The following is a 17,421-nucleotide window of genomic DNA, read 5'->3' as shown; positions in this document are numbered from 1 at the left end:
ATACAGGCTCAATCGATACAGCCCGAAAGCCGGTATCTCGCGATATTTCTAAGATTATCTGGCAAGCCAGACAAAGAAATATGGGGATGATTTAATTCTTTCTTTAATTCAAAGAAAACAAATCCTGCTCTTTTAGAAAAGAATTCAAATCAAATAAACTTTTGGGAAAAGTTTTCAAAACTCTATTCTCTTTTCTTTGTCATCGCCTTAACTCACCCCCCGACCCCCTCTCTTAACAAAAGAGGGGGAGCATTTCAGTTGATAACGGCTACTATTATCCCTGCGCAATGCCCTGTCATTTCGACCTGGCTACGCCGGGTAAACCTGACGAAGTATGACTAAGGGATATGGGGTAAGTGTTCGGTGGTAAGTTGAATCGTGGAGTCGAGTCATACTGAGCCTGACGAAGTATGACCAAACATGACAGTAGAAAGTCGAAGGGAAGTATGAAACATGTAAACAAGACCACGCAATGCGCCGGGGGATGCAAATGCTCTTAACATTGATGACAAATTTGTATTATAATTGTATTATAATAGTATGAAATTTGAGTATGATAAGAATAAATCGCTAATAAATAAAGATAAACATGGAATTGACTTTGAAGAAGCAAAAAAATTATGGCATGCAGATAATATCATACTTAATGCTAAGTATCTTGATGAACCGAGGCAGTTAATAATTGGTAGAATTAATGAAAAATATTATACCTGCATCTTTACTTTTAGAAATAATAAAATAAGAATAATATCTTGCAGGATAAGTCGAAAAGAAGAAAGGAGAATATATGATGAAAACTAAAAAACAAACAAAAATTATCGCCGCTGATTTAGATAAAAAGTTTGATGAGGGCAAGGAGTCTGTTTTGCGGCACTTTGATACTGAGAGTATAAAAGTCAACAAACCCTTGAAGCGTATAAATATTGATATTCCCATGAATATGATAAAAGAAATAGATGTGCAGGCAAGGAAAATAGGTGTGGCCAGGACAGCTCTTATCAAAATGTGGCTGTCGCAGCATATAAGAACTTAACTCTATCTGCTTTTCTTTATCATCGCAATAAAGAAAAGCAGCAAAAGAAAATGCTGGGCGCTGATCTCCAGCATCATGAGCTGTTACGGCTCACTTCGGTTAACCGCTCGAACTGAACATCCTGGTCATCTCGCTATCCCGCATCCTGCGGGATTACACCTGCGTTCGCTAAACAGCTCTATGATACTTCCGATATGCGTCGGGGGTAAAATGCGGAATTCCTCGAGACCTTTATAAGTTTACGCATGTAGCGATAGTGGATTCTTGTGGTTTGTAAAATATTATACACATATAGTATAATTTAGATTAAGTTAAATTTTATAAAAAATGAATGGGAGGCTTATATGACAATGGTATCTTATTGGACAGAAGTCAAAGAGGTTTATTCTCATGATACCTTTGTTGTTATTAGTGGAAAATATAATCACAAGAACAAAAATAAAGATGATGTAGTACGCCTTGGATTATATTGGAAAAATGAAGAAGGAATAGGATACCCTAATGCCAGAGGATATTTGGCCCCAATTGTTCTGGATGAACATTTTATCGAAGGTTTCTTACAGTTTATTCTATATCAATCCATGAAGGTGAAAAATTACCAAGCAGTGAATAATATAAGAGAAGTAATAGAAAAGCTGCCTAAAAGTGGGACTTCCAAAAATTATTGATCAATAAGGAGGTAAATTATGGTAGGATTAAGCAATATATTAAATAGCCTTGGGCTTATATTAGATATTGTGGGAGCATGTATGATATTTAAATTTGGATTGCCGGAAAATATAAATAAAGAAGGACATAGTCATCTGATTCTTGAGCAGATAGATGAGAAAGAAAAGAAAAAAGCTCAAAACTATGATTCTTTTAGTGTAGTAGGGCTGTCATTGTTAATTTTTGGTTTTCTACTCCAATTAATTAGTAATTTTATATAGTAAGATTAAATATTAATAGCAAATATTTAGAAATTTGGACTAACTATATAATAATAAAAACATTTAGTATTATAATCAACATGGATTGTTTTATGTTAATATTTTATAATTTAATTATTAAGGTGGAACATGGCAGCAAATACTGTAAATCAAAAATTAACTATTAAATTCCACGGCAGAATCCTAGAACATCTTGGGATACAAATGTATCAATCACCAACAAGTGCTATTTCAGAAATGATTGCAAATTCATGGGATGCTGATTCTGAGATTGTTGAAATCACCTTGCCTCAGTCGTTGACTCAAAAATCTGTGATTACTGTTCAAGATGATGGTGCGGGAATGACTTTCCAGGAATGCCAAGATTTCTTTTTGTTAGTTGGCAGAAATAGGGTTAAAGCTCTTTCTAATGAAAAAAGTCCTAAAAAAGAAAGACCGCTTTTGGGACGAAAGGGTATCGGTAAATTTGCAGGATTTGGTATTGCAGAAATAATAGAAGTTGAAACTATTAGTAAAGAATCCGGCGAGCGCACAATTTTTACATTAAACATAAATGAACTTATGGCCGAAGATGAGTATATAAGCACTGAAGGTAAGGAGATAGAATTAATACTTTTTGAAGCTCCAGATGATCAAAGAAAAAACAACCACGGCACAAAAATTACTTTGAAAAGCCTAAAGTTGGGACGCAGTATTCCGGTGGAACAATTTATGAATGGATTGGCAAGGAGATTTTTGTTAAGTCAGATATATGATGATTTCAAAATTAAGGTCAATAATCAAGAAATTCCTGAAAGTTTTTCAGATACACTGGAATTTTGTTTCCCAAAAGAATATAAAGAAGAAGAAAAACCAGAAAAATTGCTTGAAGTTGACGAGGATGGTTGGGGGCTTGAAGAAATGGACAATGGCCAAGCTCTATTTTGGAGAATTGGGTTTTATGAAGAAACAATAAAAGAAGAAGAGCTACGGGGAATAACTATTTTTACAAAAGGAAAACTTTCCCAGCGACCATTTCTTTTTAATCTTACTGGCGGTTTAAGTGGGCAACATGCCATAGAATATATGACAGGACAAGTTCAATTAGATTATGTTGCGCATGGTGATCTTGATCTTATTGCAACTGAAAGACAGCGAATAAACTGGGAGGATCCAAATGCAAAAATAGTTGAAATATGGGGCCAAACAAGGATAAAGTCTCTTTTAAAAATTTGGCAAAAAAGACGCACTGAAAAAAGGGAAAAACACATAAAAGAAAAGCTTGCGGAGTATGACGGGAGGCTATCAAAATTTATGCCTCATGAAAGAAAGACTGTTGAAAAAGCACTCACTAAATTAGCTGGAATATCTGCTATTTCCGTAAACCAACTCAACGAGCTGTCAGGTTCTGTAATTACGGCTTGGGAAACTGGGCGATTAAGGGAACTAATTCATTCGATTTCAGAAGCAGACGATATTAATTCGGATATGTTTATCGGTTTACTGTTAGAATCTGATGTTCTAACAGCGCTTAATATGGCAGAGGCTATCAAAACTAAAATTAGCGCTATCATAGAACTAAAAAAATTGATACAAGGCAGGGAACTTGAGAATAAACTGAGAGATTATTTATATGAAAAGCCTTGGATAATTAGCCCTGAATGGGAGAAATTTGAAAAAGAAAAAAGCATCGAAAATATTGTCAAAAAAGCAGGAGAAACTAATTTTAACCCAGAAAATTTGTACAGTGGTCGTGTTGACCTTGTATTATCCAGTGGCACTCAACTTCTAATTATTGAATTTATGAGACCTGGTCTTGAAATAGATAGAGACCATATAAACAGATTTAATGATTATGTATTGGATATTAAAACCGCATTAAAAGCAAATAGTGGCTTGCGATTTAATTCAGTAAATGGATATCTCATAGCTGATAATACAAAAATATCCCCAGCAAATATTGAAAAAATAGATGAACTGGAAAGGAAAGGATTGTATGCGCTTAGTTGGGATTTATTATTAAGAAGATCAATCAAACAATGGGAGATATATTTAGACATATTAAAAAGACGGAATCCAACCGATGATAGAATAAAAAATCTATGAGTGAAAATTTAAATCTTAATGCAATAGACTTATTCTCCGGTTGTGGCGGTTTATCTGTTGGAATGCACAAAGCAGGATTTAATGTTATCGCTGCTATTGAGATAGCCCCGGCTGCGGTAGAAACATACAAGTTAAATCACAAAAAAACTAATATTTTTCAAGAAGATATCAGATCATTTAATTCTCAAAAAATGGTTGATTTACTTAAAGGACAACCGTTACATTTGTTAGCCGGATGCCCACCATGTCAGGGTTTTTCTTCGGTTAGAAGATTAAATAGAAAAACACCGGCTTCCGACGATAGGAATAATCTCGTTAAAGAATATTTTCGGTTGATCGATGAATTAAAGCCGCTTACCATAATGATGGAAAACGTTCCGGCATTAAAGGATTACGGTTTATTTCAAAAAATTGTAAAAAGATTAAAAAAAGATTATAAAATTGATTTAGATGTTGTCGATATTAAAGATTATGGCATTGCTCAAAGAAGAAAACGTTTGGTGATGGTTGGCTCAAGGCTTGGTGTTATTGATATCGCAAAGAGAAAGTATCCCAAGATGACGGTAAGGAAAGTTATCGAAAAATTGGAATCGGTTCATAGCAGCAATGATCCGGCACATAAAATAACGACAATGCACACTGATAAAATATTAGAAATGATAAAATTAATTCCTCTCGATGGCGGTAGCAGGAAAGACCTCCCTAAAAAATATATATTGGATTGCCATAAGAAGAAGAATATAGGATTTAATGATATATACGGTCGTTTAAGATGGGATGATTATTCTACAACTATAACCGGCGGTTGTTTAAACCCTTCTAAGGGAAGATTTCTTCATCCTGAAGAACATAGAGCGATTACTATACGAGAAGCTGCCTTAATTCAGTCATTCCCAAGACGTTATAAGTTCCCGGTTGATAAAATATCGAAAACAAATCTTGCGCTACAAATAGGAAACGCGCTACCACCTAAGTTCAGCAAAATACAGTGTTCGAATATCAAGAAACATATAGAATATCATCTAAAAAACGATCAAAGTGTCCGATAAATTTTCCAAAATAAAGCGTAGTGAGATAATGTCGCACATTACCGGTAAAAATACAAAACCGGAACTTGTTGTTCGAAAATACCTTTTTTCATATGGTTATAGATATCGGTTGAACGATAAATCTTTACCTGGTAGTCCTGATATAGTACTTCGTAAATACAAAACTGCTATTTTTATTCACGGTTGCTTTTGGCATGGGCATTTTGAGTGCAAAAAATCAGCATTACCTGAAACAAGAAAAGATTTCTGGTTCAAAAAAATCAATTCGAATATAGAACGAGATAAATCGAATATAATTAAACTAACCCAGTTGGGTTGGAATCCGATAGTTGTCTGGCAATGCGAGATTAGAAATAAAAAATTAATTGAAGAACGGTTAAGTGCCTTACTTAAACAAATAAAAGGTGTTAGTAAATAGGATTTAATTATGGCAGGAAATGTCAATAAAGATTGGTCGAAAGAAGAGCTAGCAGCAGCAATAGATGCATATCTTTTTATGCTTAATAAGGAATCATCGAAAGCCCCTTTTAACAAAGCTGAGATCAGAAGAAATTTACAAAGTGGGATACTTAAAAATAGGACTGAGAGTTCTATTGAATTTAGGATGCAAAATATTTCTGCCGTAATGGAAGCATTATGCCTGCCAAGAATCAGCGGTTATCTGCCGGCAAAAAATATCGGTTCCAACGTATTTAATAAAATTAAAAAAATACTTGAAGATAGAAAGTATATTGATCCGACAAAATACGAGCCGACAGAGGATAATGATGATTACAATACTCGTGCATCCTTTCTGATAAAAAATATTCATCCGGGCAAACCGGTAGGTGTCCAATATCCTGAAAAGGTAGCTCAAAATACAACCGTTTTTAAAAGGGACCCCTTAATAAAGGCGTGGATTTTAAATAATGCCGATGGAATTTGTGAGAAATGCAAAAAAAATGGCCCTTTTATTAAAGATGATAATACTAGTTACCTTGAAGTTCATCATATTAAATCGTTATCGGATGGTGGCAGTGATACTATTGAGAATACGGTAGCTTTGTGTCCTAATTGTCATAGGGAATTGCATTTTTCTATAAACAAAATATCGCTTTTAAAAGATTTGATAAAGAACATCAGAAGACTTAAAATACCTTAGCTTTTTTCAACAATTTTCTTAAATATGTGGTTCTCCAAATTTAATTCCGCATACATTCTGTAAACCTTCCAGCATCCGATTTTCCATCCTTCCAATTGCATTCCCCCTCTCCATGAATGGAGAGGGGGCCCAGGGGGTGAGGCGGTATTCCTCATCCTCAATTCAAAAAATATTTTTCTTGCGGTAGAATGAAGACAGGCTTGTAAAGGGAGATAATTATGAAAGATAAAAAGGTTGATGAATACATTAACAAGCAAAAATCCCCTCAAAAAGAGATCTGTCATAAATTGCGGGAGATCATTTTCAAAACATTTCCGGATACTAAGGAAGAGATGAAGTGGGGTGTTCCTGCTTATGCTGACGGCAATTATTATTTTGTAGCCCTGAAAGATCATGTTAATTTAGGTTTTTCAATTAAAGGTCTGTCAAAGGACAAGATCGCTTTGTTTCAGGGAAGCGGAAAAACCATGAGGATCATAGAAGTAAAGTCAGAAAAAGAAATCAACGAAAAACAAATTGTCAAATTTTTAAAAATGATCCGGTAGGAACAATATGAAACCAGCTCTTATAGCTCCCTGCGGTATGAATTGCGCGATATGTCTGGGATATCTCAGAGAAAAAAACAAATGTCCCGGTTGTTCTGAAACGGATGCGTATGAATCCGGTTACGATACAGAACAAAATATGGCATGAGTATGATCAAAAAGCTGCTGCGGAGAAAAAAGATGAACCCCAAAAGATATATCGGCTGTTGCGGTGCGTATTGCAAGACTTGCAAGCCATTTACAGCGGCGGTTTGCGGGGGCTGCAAGATAGGCTTCGACACAGGCCGTAGAGATATCGGCAAGGCTAAATGCAAGATCAAATTGTGCTGTTTTAAAGAGCACAGCTTTGACACTTGCGCCGATTGTTCCGAATTAGGGTCTTGCGCGATTATCGGAAGTTGGTTCGCCGGAAATGGGTATAAGTACAAAAAGTACAAACAAGCCATTGAGTACATAAAAAAACATGGATATCCCGAATTTATCAAGCTGGCCGATAAATGGAAAAACGCCTCTGGCAAGTATGAATAATTTTTAAAAGATATAACTCACCCCCTTCCCCATAATTTGGGGAAGGGCCGGGGAAGGGGGATTTCTCCCCCCTCTCCATTCATGGAGAGGAGGCCAGGGGGCTTGCCGCGGCGTAGTCAGCCTCGAGCTGACGAAGACGGGTGAGGCGGCATTCCCCCCCGGCCGCGCAGCGGTATTCCCCATAGCAGATCCCGGATCAAGTCCGGGATGACAGTATTATAAATAAGCTCGGGATGACAGTATTATAAATAAGCTCGGGATGACAGTATTATAATAAGTCCGGGATGACGTAAGGGTTTAGGGTTTGCCCGCTTTGCGTTATATACTAACTGGCAGCCGATTGCCCGTATTTGATAATTTCTTGCATAATATTTTTGTTTTTTTCAGTCGCGATATCCAGCGCTGTTTTTCCTGAATTGTTTTTTAGGCTCAGGTCCAGGCCGGGCTCGGATAATAACATTCTGACAATATCCGGTTTATTCATAGCCACGGCCATATGCAACGCGGTATTGCCGAAATAGTCCTGTACATTCAGATCAAGAGCGTCATTTCTCAGCAGCATTTTTACAACCGGTACTTTATTTTCCATAACGGATATGATCAAAGGCGTGCGATTCAATTGGTTCCTGTAATTCAAACCGGTTTTTCTGGCTATGAGATTTTTCAGTTTCAATTCACCCCCGCTTACGTAATCGTACGACATTATTGTCTCCAGAAGCTCACTGTTTCTTTCGATATCCCGTTCCTTGACCGTTGTTGTTTCAGGCATAACCATGGGTTCCGTAGTCCCGGCTTTATTCGGTTTAAACCCGGTCAGCAGATTGATGATGGAATGCTGATCTTTTTCCCTGGCTATATCCAGTGCTGTTTTTCCGTCCTTGTTTTCAATAGAAATATCAATGTCGGGAGCCCTCAGAAGTTCAGCCACATATTCCGTTTTATTCATTATTACTGCCATTATCAGGGCTGTGTTGCCGAATGCGTCCCGTGTATTCACGTTTATATCATCAACCGAGATCAATATTCTTAAAGCTTCTGTTCCGGCACTGCAGGCAACAGCGTTAAATAACGGGGTGCGTAAGTTTTCGTTCCGTGTGTTTACATCAGCCCCTTGTGAGATAATATCCCATAAATGGGTTCCGGAGATATCAGGATTGTAATTATTTACGATCTTAAAAAGGTCAAAACTTAAATAATCCTTACGTGCGGGACTTCTGTGTTTTTCAAATCCCAGTATATGGAAATCCCGGCTTAGTACGGTAGCTACTATATCTATATTTTTTTCGTTAAGATTGGTCAGACAACTGTAGATAGATACTTTAGCTTTGCTGATTGTTTTTGTTTGTTCCGAAGTTGTGTCTATATCCGGCTTTTTATCCGGAGTCAAAAATTCCAGGGATAAATCGGGATTCTTAATTTTAATAGAGCCGAACAATTTCCGCAGCCCTCCCTGTCCGGCTTTAAGTCTCAGCAGTTCGTTAAGGGTTTCCCAGGTGTCCCTGGCGGCAAAAATATTCCTGCCGGTTTTTAAAAGTTCAAATTTTCCCAGCAGGAACTCCGATGGTTTTATAGCGGCTATACAGCCGATGATCTTATTTTTTTGCATAATTCTCCAGCATCCTCTTTATATCAGGTTTCGAGGCCGCGTAATCCATGGCCGTATAACCGCTGTTGTCGCGAATGCTTAGATCTATTCCAGGAGCATTCAGAATGGCCCTGGCAACCTCGGTATTGCCCATATAGGTGGATTTGATTATAGCGGTTTGTCCGTCTTCATCCGCTGCGTTTACATCTATCCTGTTAAGCTTAAGAACTTTGGTTGCTATATCTGCCGTATCTTCAAACCCCGCGGCCCAGACCAGCAGGGTAGCGTTCTTTGCCATCTTTACATTTATTTTCAGTTCATCAAACTCCAGCAGTCTTCTGACCAGGTTCTTTTCTTCCTTAAAGCAGGCCCAGGCCAGAGCAGTGGAACCGTCCGGTTCTTCGCTGTTCACGTCTATATCAGGATGTTCCAGCAGCATATTTATAATGCCGGGGCGATGATGTGTTATGGCTACGGTCAAAGCGGTCTGATGTCCGCGAACAAAGGCATTGACATCAAGATTTTTGTTGCTGATGAACTCGCGGGCGATCAGTTCCGATCCGTCAACAATAGCCCAGCCCAGCGCTGTATAGAATTTTATTATGCCGCAGTTTATATCAGCTCCCTGTCGCATCAATTTCCGGACTTCGCTCAGGTCTTTTTGCTTAACCGCTTCGATTAATTCTCTTACAAGATGTGCTTCGTATATTATCGGCACTGTTTCCGGCTCAAAGTTCAGTCTGTTGAAGTCCCGTTTCAACCTGTCGGCTACATTGTTCAGATTATCGGAGCGCAGGTTAAGCAGACAGACCAGTATGGATTTCAGGGCGTACTTGTTGCCCGGGCTTTCTCTGTCCCATTCTTTGTTTTGTCCGATCGCCGCAATGATAAGCCGCACGTAGCCGGGCCAGTTTTCCGGACAGGTCGATTTAATAAACAGCAGGTCATTGATGATCTCTTCTCTGGTGTTGCTGTCGAATATATTCTGGCCTTTTCCCAGGCTGTCCAGTTGCTTTTTAAGGAACGGCGGAACAAATATTCTCGGATTACAGGTGATTATTTTGTTTTTTAGCATTATTTTCCTTATAAAATATCGTCATCTTTTTTGAGAAATTGCACCGTAGAATTTTGAATTTATTAAAACGCATTGCTGGAACAAAGTAGAATTGTCTGTGAATAATGCAAATCTTTCCCATTTTTGCGCCATTCAAAAAGTGAAAATGGATTTTCCCCAAAAGAAGCCCTGGTTTCCTCCCCTTTAAAAGGGGAGGTGTCGCGCCGAAGTGTACGTAGGCGGACGGAGGGGTCAGGGGTGAGGTCTTGCTCCGCCACTCTCTCCGTTATAAGATATACCCATATGCTCATCTACCACGTTTTCCTGCAAATCTATATTTTGCTCCGAGAAGCGTTATTCGTTTTGCAGCGTCCTCGTCTCTGGAGGTTTTATTTATACTTTCAGTGCGAATATTTCTTTTTTTCGCCTTACTATTTCGCGGACAAAAAAGCCAAAACCAATAAAATTTTCGGCTTCACACCTTTGTTTACCATGTTCCATATTTATAACAGTCTGCGCAAATTTAATTCTTCAAACTCTTATACGCAGTCGTTTTGCGATCTGGGCAGCGGCGACTTCCGAACAGTTTTTTTGATGTCATTATATTTCAAGCTTCCGGCTGCCGGTATAGAAATGAATGAAAAATTTGTGCGCAAAGCCATGTTTATCAATAAAGCCTTGAAGTCCGAAAAAACAGTTATCGAGTCCGGTAATTTTTTTGATTATTCGCTGGCTGCTTATGGTATAATTTTTCTAGCCTGGACAACATTTAACAAGAAAATGAGAAATGAGATCACTGCGAAAATGATAAGCGAATTAAAAAAGGGCAGTATCGTACTCACTTTGTCGCAGCCTGTAGACGACAAACATTTCCGGCTTCTGGGGTCTGAAAAATTTTTGTTTTCCTGGGGCAGAGCGGAGGTTTTTTACCATGAAACGCAATAAAGTAGCCTTATTTGTTTCTCCTGAAAATCAGAAAAAATTCGCGCCTGAAATCAGGAAAATTAGCGGCATTCTGGGTAAAGCCGGTCTGGATATGGTTTTTTATAAAGAAGACGAGGAAAAAGTTCTGAAAGGTTGCAAGGTATTGCTGACCCTGGGAGGCGTCGGCACAATTTTGCGAGGATCGCTGGTCGCGGCCAGAAATAATTTGTTTGTTCTGGGCATCAGCAAAGGCTATCTGGGATTTCTCTCGGAAATAGCTCTGGAGCAGCTGGGCGAGGCGCTGAAGAAATTTTTTAGCGGAGAATTTTCCACTGATAAACGCAACTTTTTAAAAATAAAAATGGAAAAACAAACCTCTTACGCTTTAAATGAACTGGCCCTGAAAAGCAGCCATATCAAGATGATGGAACTGGAAGTATATTTGAATGATATGTACCTGACCAATTATAAAGCCGACGGGTTGATTGTTTCTACACCCACGGGTTCCACGGCCTATAATCTGTCCGCGGGCGGGCCGATAATTTTTCCGGACACGGAAGTGATTACCATTACTCCTATATGTTCGCACGCGCTCACAGTCAGGTCGCTGGTAGTATCTGCCGGGGACGTGATCACCATCAGGCCCAAAGGCCCGGACATTTACGCCATGATTGACGGTCGGGAAACCTGCAATGTGAAAGAGGAAAAAATCCAGGTAAGTTTTTCCAAAAGAGAAGTAAGGTTTGTGCGTTTCAGCCGTCAGAGTTTTATAGACGGTCTTAGGAACAAACTGAACTGGAGCGGCAAGATTTAATTTTTCGCATGCTTAAAAAATTAATCATCAGGAATTATTTGTTTATTGAAAACGCCGTGCTGGAATTCGGACCGGGATTAAATATTATTATCGGTGAATCGGGCGTTGGCAAAAGCCTGCTTGTGAATATTCTATCCATTCCCCTGGGTTTTCAGCCTGGGCCGGATGTGATCGGCAAAGCTGCCGATAAAGCGCAGATAGAACTGTACCTTTCCGATCCGAAACATCCCAGGGCTGATATTAAACTTTTTATAGATATAGCCGACAAGATTACTTTTAAAGTTAATAACGAGATCATGAGCCAGAAAAAAGTTAAGGCTATGTTTCCTGAACTTCTGGACGTGCATTCGCAAAACAACTTCGATTTGCTGCGCGGCAATCAGCTGACTATTCTGGAAAAATTCATGGATGAAAAGGAGCTCGCCGCACTTAAGGAATACAGGCTTTTATACGCTGATTATCAACAGCAGAATGAGCAGCTGAAGAAGTACAGGGGATCTATTATTTCCGACTCAGACCTGGATTTTTATAAATTTAAAATTGAGGAAATAAAAAAGATCAATCCGCGAGTTAACGAAGACAACGAATTGTTCGAACAATTAAAATTCCATAAGAATGCGCTGGAATTGAGTGAAAGATTTAATAAAATAAAAGAAAACCTGGAAGATTCCTATTCTCTGCTGAAGAAGGCGTTACATGAAGTGGGAACTGTTCAGGCTGCCGCGCCTGAAATGCAGGCTTTCTCGCAAAAACTGAATGAGCATTTGCAGCAAGCCGAGGATTTTTCCTGGCAACTGGCCAAAATCGAAAAAAAATTCCAGGATATAGACGAACAAAGCATTCTGCAGATAGAAACCCGTCTGGAAGAACTGGAAAATATCAAAAGAAAATACAGCCGGGACCTGTCCGGAATTATCGGGTATTACAAAGAACTGGAAGAGAAATTAGTTAATCAGGATGAATATAAAGCCCTGTTCCTGAAAGCCCAAAAGCAAACAGATGAATTGGAAAAGAATTTGAAAAGCAAGGCCGGGGCTCTGACAGAAAAGCGTAAGGCTGTAGCTGAAAGAGTGATGGCCCTGATCAAAACTCATCTTCAACAGTTGAAACTGGACAAGACCGAGCTTTCAGCGTCTTTTATTGCCAAAGAAGGGTTCGATGAACATGGTGCCGATGTTTTTGAATTTCTGATCAGGGTGAATGTAGGCAGCCATTTTTACGCTTTAAACAAATTATCCGGCGGCGAAACTTCCAGAGTTATGCTGGCCCTGAAAGCCGCCTTGCTCAAAGCTTCGCCCATATCTACCTATATTTTTGATGAAATAGATTCCGGTGTCAGCGGGGATATAGCTTTCAAAATGGGAGAGGTATTAAAAAACATGAGTGCTCAGCGACAATTAATCGTTATTACGCATTTACCCATGATCGCGGTGAAGGGTGACAGGATTTTTAAAATAAACAAAACATATACCTCAAAAAAGACAATTATTCAGGTTGACAATATCGATACACCCGAACGTCTGTTGCAGAGTTTATCCTTACTCCTGACTGAGAATCCGACCGAACATTCCAAGGCTTTTATTCAATCTTTATTAAAACAAAAAAAATAGGTATATCTATTCCCGAAATTATTGACTTAATAGTTTTGTCCGCATACAATTCTTAGTAAGTGGCAATCATAGCTGCCAAAAGAGGGGTTATCATATAATTTTCTGAAATCAAAAAGTATAGTTTCAAAAGGGGTGCGAAATGAAAAAAGATATGATTGAAAAAGCCGTTAATGAAACCGATTTGTTAGCGTCTGAAGAAGATATTTTTCAACTGGTTACTTTTTTTCTGGGTGAGGAAGTTTACGGCATAGACATCCTGGCAGTTCAGGAAATTATCAGAATGCAGGTTATCACTGAAATTCCCCGTACAGCGGACTATGTGGAAGGTGTAATCAATTTGCGCGGTAAAGTGATCCCGGTTATCGACTTGCGTAAACGCTTTAATTTGCCTGTTCAGGAAGAAACAAAAGATACCAGGATTATTGTTGTGGAAATAGAAAGCAAGATCATGGGCATGATTGTGGACGGTGTCTCGAAAGTTTTACGTTTACCGGCAAGTTTGGTCGAACCGCCATCGCCAATTGTAGGGGGAATCGATTCCAATTATATAAAGGGCGTGGGCAAGGTACAGGAAATGCTGGTCATCCTTCTGGACCTTACGAAAATTAATGATACAAATGTAAGTTTAGTCGGTTCGTAAGACAATTCATTTATAAAAAAATCATGAGGGGATAAATGAATTTTGATATAAACATCCAGGATTTTATTGATGAAGCCGAAGATCAGATCAGAATATTAAATGACGGTCTTCTGGCTCTGGAAAAAGATAAAAATAACGAAGAAATAATCAACGAGGTTTTTAGGGCCGCGCATACTCTCAAAGGCGGTTCGGGCTTGGTGGGTTTCGCCAAAATGATGGAGCTTACTCACGGCCTGGAAAATATTTTTGATTTGATCCGCGACAAAAAACTGGCTTTAACCTCCGCCCACCTTGATGTTATGTTTGAAGCCCTGGACGTATTGATGGAGCTGATGGGCGAAGTGGACAGCGGAGTATTTAATACCGATATTGAGGCTGTTTCCAAAAAGTTAAAAACAATTCTGGAGAATGAAGGTAAAGCCAAAAATAAACCCGACAAAAAAGATAAAAAGAAAAAAGCTGAAAGTGTTAAAGAAGAAACGCCCGCACCTGTGAAAACAGAACCTGTAGCAACGCCGGAACCGGTTGTCGAGGCACAACCCGCCAATTCTTTGGATTCTCTGGATTCTCTGGAAGCGTTCCTGGGCAGAACGATGGACGAAGATGAAATAAAACTTTTCGAAATTGTTAAAAAAGAGGGTAACCCTATTTATGGAGCCTTTATAAAAATCGGCGATTCCTGTGATGTGGTTTCCCTGTTTATGTTTATGCTCTTTAACAAGATTAAGGAATTGGGAGAAATAATTGTTTCCAATCCTCTGGAAGATGACTTGGAAGATGACGAATTGAAAGAGGTTAATGTTATATTTTCTTCCATAGTTCCCCTTGATGAAATAAAAAAAGAAATGAACATGCCCGAGGTTGAGAAAATAGAAATCACTCCGTTGATGTTTGTTGACGATGCACCTGCCGCCGCTACTGTAAAACAACCTGAAAAAGTCGCTCCGGCCCCGGTAAAGCAGGAAGCAAAACCTGTAGCTGCGCCGGTTATCGAGAAAATTGTTGAACCTGTTGTAGAAGAAGCTTTGGGAGAGGATGAAGTAATAGAAGAAGAGCCTGAAGAGGAAGACAACGAAAAAGTTGAAGATGCTTCTAAAGGTCAGATGGTTGTTAAAGATAACGATCATATGCGCAAGAGTTCTTCAACCACGTTACGGGTTGATAGTCAGAAAATAGACGGACTTTTAAATCTGGCCGGTGAGCTGGTTATTAATAAGGCCCGTTTTGTGCAGATAGAATCCGATATGGTAAAAATTTTCGGTCGCAACAATAAAATTAGCGAATTAAAAGATACTGTAGTCCAGCTGATGCGTATTACCAATGAATTGCAGGAAGGCATAATGCAGCTCAGGATGGTACCTATAGATCTGGTCTTCACCAAGTTCTCACGGGTTGTGCGGGACCTGGCCAGAAAACTGGATAAAAAAATTAATCTGGTTATAGAAGGTAAAGATACGGAACTGGACAAGTCGGTTGTTGAAGAAATCAACGATCCCTTGATGCATCTGGTAAGGAACGCGGTAGATCATGGCATCGAAACCACGACTGAACGCAGGAAGAACGGCAAAAAAGAAGAAGGCAAGATTACTCTGCGTGCTTATCACCAGGGGAGTTCAATTATCATAGAAATTCAGGATGACGGTAAAGGTATTGATGTTGCTGTAATCAGGGAAAAAGCGCTTTCCAAAGGTCTGATTACAGAAGATGATGCCAAGAATATGCAGGAAAAGGATATCCTTAACCTGATTTTCGCCCCCGGATTTTCCACCGCGGAGGTTGTTACCGAAGTATCGGGCCGCGGTGTGGGCATGGATGTGGTCAAGAAAAATGTAGACAGGCTGAACGGTATTATAGAAATAATCACGGAAAAAGGTAAAGGCAGTACTTTTATTATTAAACTGCCCTTAACTCTGGCCATAATTTCCACATTATTAACCAGAGTGACCAAATGTGTATACGCTATACCTTTGGTCAATGTTATAGAAATAGTGGAGGTAACCAAAAAAGATATTTCCAAGATTGCCAAAATGGAAGCCATCCGTCTCAGGAATGATGTTATTAATATCCTGCGTATGGATGAAGTTTTCGCGCTGGGCAATGATAATCGCAAAAAAGACAAGGTGCAGGTGGTTATAGTTGGAATTAACAATAACCGTATCGGCTTTGTAGTTGATGATCTGATCGGAGAACAGGAAGTGGTAATAAAATCACTGGATAACAGCCTGGTGGATTCACCGGGTATTGCCGGGGCTTCTATCCTGGGGGACGGAACAGTAGCCCTGATTATTGACGTGTCTACGCTGATTGAAAAAGTCGTACAGGGGATATATAAATGTCTTCCAAAATAAATGTTTTAATTGTAGATGATTCTTTATTTATCAGAACATATTTGAATCGCGTTTTATCTGCGGATGAAAATATAGGAACAGTAAAAATGGCCAATGACGGCGCTGCGGCATTGTCAATATTAACAACCTATAAACCTGATGTTATTACTCTGGATGTGGAAATGCCCAGGATGAACGGCCTGGAAACACTGAGCATAATAAAAAAACGTTACAATATCCCGGTTATAATGGTCAGCGCTTTAACCCGAAAAGGGGCTGATATTACTATCAAATCGCTGGAACTGGGAGCCATTGACTGGATACAAAAACCGGATGACGCTTTTGATTTGACCAGCCATGATCGTCTGAAACTGGAGCTTCTGCAAAAAATTCAGCTGGCTGTTAAAAAAGAAGCGACATCTCCTCAGGCTGAAAAACTGGCAACCACCACATATGCGGTAGTCGACCGAGATAATATTACCAAAGAACAATTCCGGCAGCACGTGAAGGAATCCAACTGGGAGCCAAAGGGCAATGTTCAACTGGATTTCAGCCTGGTCGCCATTGGAATCTCTACAGGAGGGCCTAGTGCTTTGAACCAGATCATACCTGTTCTGCCTGATGATCTGAACGCTGCGGTGATCATTGTGCAGCACATGCCCAGTACTTTTACCAAAGTTTTGGCCGAAAGATTGAATGATATTTCCAAAATGAATATTAAAGAAGCTGAGGATGAAGATGTAATTGAGCGCGGTTATGTTTATATCATTCCCGGCGACAAACATTTCAGGATAAAAGAAGAGGGTCGGAATACTATGAAAATCAAACTGGATTCCTATGCCAAAGTAGGCGGTTTCAGACCCAGCGCTGAAACCTTGTTTTATTTTGTGGCAGAAGCGGCAAAAAGCAACTCTATCGGTATAATTATGACCGGTATGGGCAACGACGGTTCGGAAAATATCGGTCTTATCAAGCAATATTCCGGTAAAACTATTGCCCAGGATGAAGAAAGTTGTGTTATATTCGGCATGCCGAAAGCTGCAATTAATAAAGGTAATATTAATTTTGTTTTGCCTTTAAATAAGATTGTTGATAAAATTAAGGAATTAGTAATAAAATAGTAAAGGAGTATGTAATCATTATGTGCATGAATAGGG

At 39.2% G+C, this 17,421-nt stretch carries 19 protein-coding genes; 17 read left to right on the top strand and 2 right to left on the bottom strand.

The features are described 5' to 3' along the window. Nucleotides 1-540 precede the first annotated feature (540 nt). The 11 genes from PHV30_06030 (at nucleotide 541) to PHV30_05980 (ending at nucleotide 7,310) form a co-directional block, all read left to right on the top strand. A complete protein-coding gene (locus PHV30_06030; protein ID MDD5456575.1) occupies nucleotides 541-801 on the top strand; it encodes a BrnT family toxin in 261 nt (86 codons plus the stop codon). After that, entirely contained in the window at nucleotides 788-1,033 is a 246-nt protein-coding gene (locus PHV30_06025) for a CopG family transcriptional regulator (GenBank protein ID MDD5456574.1), read from the top strand. Before PHV30_06030 ends, PHV30_06025 begins: the two co-directional genes overlap by 14 nt. Before the next feature lie 344 nt (nucleotides 1,034-1,377). Then, nucleotides 1,378-1,701, top strand: coding sequence for a hypothetical protein (locus tag PHV30_06020; GenBank protein MDD5456573.1), 324 nt, complete (start codon nucleotides 1,378-1,380; stop codon nucleotides 1,699-1,701). Nucleotides 1,702-1,719: 18 nt separating this feature from the next. Further along, complete coding sequence (locus PHV30_06015) at nucleotides 1,720-1,962, top strand: hypothetical protein (GenBank protein ID MDD5456572.1); 243 nt, start codon at nucleotides 1,720-1,722, stop codon at nucleotides 1,960-1,962. Nucleotides 1,963-2,091: 129 nt separating this feature from the next. Continuing rightward, on the top strand, nucleotides 2,092-4,047 hold the full coding sequence (locus PHV30_06010) for an ATP-binding protein (GenBank protein MDD5456571.1): 1,956 nt from the start codon (nucleotides 2,092-2,094) through the stop codon (nucleotides 4,045-4,047). Then, nucleotides 4,044-5,096: a DNA cytosine methyltransferase gene (locus tag PHV30_06005; GenBank protein MDD5456570.1), complete on the top strand. Its 1,053-nt coding sequence runs from the start codon at nucleotides 4,044-4,046 to the stop codon at nucleotides 5,094-5,096. Before PHV30_06010 ends, PHV30_06005 begins: the two co-directional genes overlap by 4 nt. Continuing rightward, a complete protein-coding gene (gene vsr, locus PHV30_06000; protein ID MDD5456569.1) occupies nucleotides 5,086-5,514 on the top strand; it encodes a DNA mismatch endonuclease Vsr in 429 nt (142 codons plus the stop codon). The genes PHV30_06005 and vsr overlap by 11 nt, the downstream gene beginning before the upstream one ends. A gap of 9 nt (nucleotides 5,515-5,523) precedes the next feature. After that, a complete protein-coding gene (locus PHV30_05995) occupies nucleotides 5,524-6,237 on the top strand; it encodes an HNH endonuclease (GenBank protein MDD5456568.1) in 714 nt (237 codons plus the stop codon). A gap of 218 nt (nucleotides 6,238-6,455) precedes the next feature. After that, nucleotides 6,456-6,782: a DUF1801 domain-containing protein gene (locus tag PHV30_05990; protein ID MDD5456567.1), complete on the top strand. Its 327-nt coding sequence runs from the start codon at nucleotides 6,456-6,458 to the stop codon at nucleotides 6,780-6,782. A gap of 7 nt (nucleotides 6,783-6,789) precedes the next feature. Continuing rightward, on the top strand, nucleotides 6,790-6,930 hold the full coding sequence (locus tag PHV30_05985) for a hypothetical protein (protein MDD5456566.1): 141 nt from the start codon (nucleotides 6,790-6,792) through the stop codon (nucleotides 6,928-6,930). A gap of 32 nt (nucleotides 6,931-6,962) precedes the next feature. Beyond that, on the top strand, nucleotides 6,963-7,310 hold the full coding sequence (locus tag PHV30_05980; protein ID MDD5456565.1) for a DUF3795 domain-containing protein: 348 nt from the start codon (nucleotides 6,963-6,965) through the stop codon (nucleotides 7,308-7,310). Between the two features lie 325 nt (nucleotides 7,311-7,635). On the opposite strand, the gene PHV30_05975 is transcribed toward PHV30_05980, so the two are convergent. Together PHV30_05975 and PHV30_05970 are read right to left on the bottom strand one after the other, a co-directional pair. Next, nucleotides 7,636-8,916: an ankyrin repeat domain-containing protein gene (locus PHV30_05975; protein MDD5456564.1), complete on the bottom strand. Its 1,281-nt coding sequence runs from the start codon at nucleotides 8,914-8,916 to the stop codon at nucleotides 7,636-7,638. Next, entirely contained in the window at nucleotides 8,903-9,970 is a 1,068-nt protein-coding gene (locus PHV30_05970) for an ankyrin repeat domain-containing protein (protein MDD5456563.1), read from the bottom strand. The genes PHV30_05975 and PHV30_05970 overlap by 14 nt, the downstream gene beginning before the upstream one ends. A 342-nt stretch (nucleotides 9,971-10,312) precedes the next feature. On the opposite strand from PHV30_05970, the gene PHV30_05965 reads away from it, so the two are divergent. The 6 genes from PHV30_05965 (at nucleotide 10,313) to cheB (ending at nucleotide 17,385) form a co-directional block, all read left to right on the top strand. Then, on the top strand, nucleotides 10,313-10,894 hold the full coding sequence (locus tag PHV30_05965; GenBank protein MDD5456562.1) for a hypothetical protein: 582 nt from the start codon (nucleotides 10,313-10,315) through the stop codon (nucleotides 10,892-10,894). Beyond that, on the top strand, nucleotides 10,881-11,687 hold the full coding sequence (locus PHV30_05960; GenBank protein MDD5456561.1) for an NAD(+)/NADH kinase: 807 nt from the start codon (nucleotides 10,881-10,883) through the stop codon (nucleotides 11,685-11,687). Before PHV30_05965 ends, PHV30_05960 begins: the two co-directional genes overlap by 14 nt. A gap of 8 nt (nucleotides 11,688-11,695) precedes the next feature. Next, nucleotides 11,696-13,297 (top strand): hypothetical protein, encoded by a 1,602-nt coding sequence (locus PHV30_05955; protein ID MDD5456560.1) that lies wholly within the window; start codon nucleotides 11,696-11,698, stop codon nucleotides 13,295-13,297. 139 nt (nucleotides 13,298-13,436) lie between these two features. Continuing rightward, nucleotides 13,437-13,937 (top strand): chemotaxis protein CheW, encoded by a 501-nt coding sequence (locus PHV30_05950; GenBank protein MDD5456559.1) that lies wholly within the window; start codon nucleotides 13,437-13,439, stop codon nucleotides 13,935-13,937. A 35-nt stretch (nucleotides 13,938-13,972) separates the two neighbouring features. After that, nucleotides 13,973-16,285, top strand: a complete 2,313-nt coding sequence (locus tag PHV30_05945) for a chemotaxis protein CheA (GenBank protein MDD5456558.1) — start codon at nucleotides 13,973-13,975, stop codon at nucleotides 16,283-16,285. Next, nucleotides 16,270-17,385, top strand: a complete 1,116-nt coding sequence (gene cheB, locus PHV30_05940; GenBank protein MDD5456557.1) for a chemotaxis-specific protein-glutamate methyltransferase CheB — start codon at nucleotides 16,270-16,272, stop codon at nucleotides 17,383-17,385. Before PHV30_05945 ends, cheB begins: the two co-directional genes overlap by 16 nt. Nucleotides 17,386-17,421 lie beyond the last annotated feature (36 nt).

Source organism: Candidatus Margulisiibacteriota bacterium, assembly GCA_028715625.1.
GTDB lineage: Bacteria > Margulisbacteria > Riflemargulisbacteria > GWF2-35-9 > GWF2-35-9 > JAQURL01.
Note: the sequence above shows the minus strand (reverse complement) of the source record. Positions and strands in the feature narration are given on the sequence as shown.

Coding starts and splice junctions, on each gene's coding strand:
- PHV30_05995 (MDD5456568.1), top strand. CDS start 5,524: ATGGCAGGAAATGTCAATAAAGATTGGTCGAAAGAAGAGCTAGCAGCA.
- PHV30_05945 (MDD5456558.1), top strand. CDS start 13,973: ATGAATTTTGATATAAACATCCAGGATTTTATTGATGAAGCCGAAGAT.
- PHV30_05990 (MDD5456567.1), top strand. CDS start 6,456: ATGAAAGATAAAAAGGTTGATGAATACATTAACAAGCAAAAATCCCCT.
- PHV30_05980 (MDD5456565.1), top strand. CDS start 6,963: ATGAACCCCAAAAGATATATCGGCTGTTGCGGTGCGTATTGCAAGACT.
- PHV30_06005 (MDD5456570.1), top strand. CDS start 4,044: ATGAGTGAAAATTTAAATCTTAATGCAATAGACTTATTCTCCGGTTGT.
- PHV30_06025 (MDD5456574.1), top strand. CDS start 788: ATGATGAAAACTAAAAAACAAACAAAAATTATCGCCGCTGATTTAGAT.
- PHV30_05975 (MDD5456564.1), bottom strand. CDS start 8,916: ATGCAAAAAAATAAGATCATCGGCTGTATAGCCGCTATAAAACCATCG.
- PHV30_05985 (MDD5456566.1), top strand. CDS start 6,790: ATGAAACCAGCTCTTATAGCTCCCTGCGGTATGAATTGCGCGATATGT.
- PHV30_06020 (MDD5456573.1), top strand. CDS start 1,378: ATGACAATGGTATCTTATTGGACAGAAGTCAAAGAGGTTTATTCTCAT.
- cheB (MDD5456557.1), top strand. CDS start 16,270: ATGTCTTCCAAAATAAATGTTTTAATTGTAGATGATTCTTTATTTATC.
- PHV30_05960 (MDD5456561.1), top strand. CDS start 10,881: ATGAAACGCAATAAAGTAGCCTTATTTGTTTCTCCTGAAAATCAGAAA.
- PHV30_06030 (MDD5456575.1), top strand. CDS start 541: ATGAAATTTGAGTATGATAAGAATAAATCGCTAATAAATAAAGATAAA.
- PHV30_05955 (MDD5456560.1), top strand. CDS start 11,696: ATGCTTAAAAAATTAATCATCAGGAATTATTTGTTTATTGAAAACGCC.
- PHV30_05970 (MDD5456563.1), bottom strand. CDS start 9,970: ATGCTAAAAAACAAAATAATCACCTGTAATCCGAGAATATTTGTTCCG.
- PHV30_06015 (MDD5456572.1), top strand. CDS start 1,720: ATGGTAGGATTAAGCAATATATTAAATAGCCTTGGGCTTATATTAGAT.
- PHV30_05950 (MDD5456559.1), top strand. CDS start 13,437: ATGAAAAAAGATATGATTGAAAAAGCCGTTAATGAAACCGATTTGTTA.
- PHV30_06010 (MDD5456571.1), top strand. CDS start 2,092: ATGGCAGCAAATACTGTAAATCAAAAATTAACTATTAAATTCCACGGC.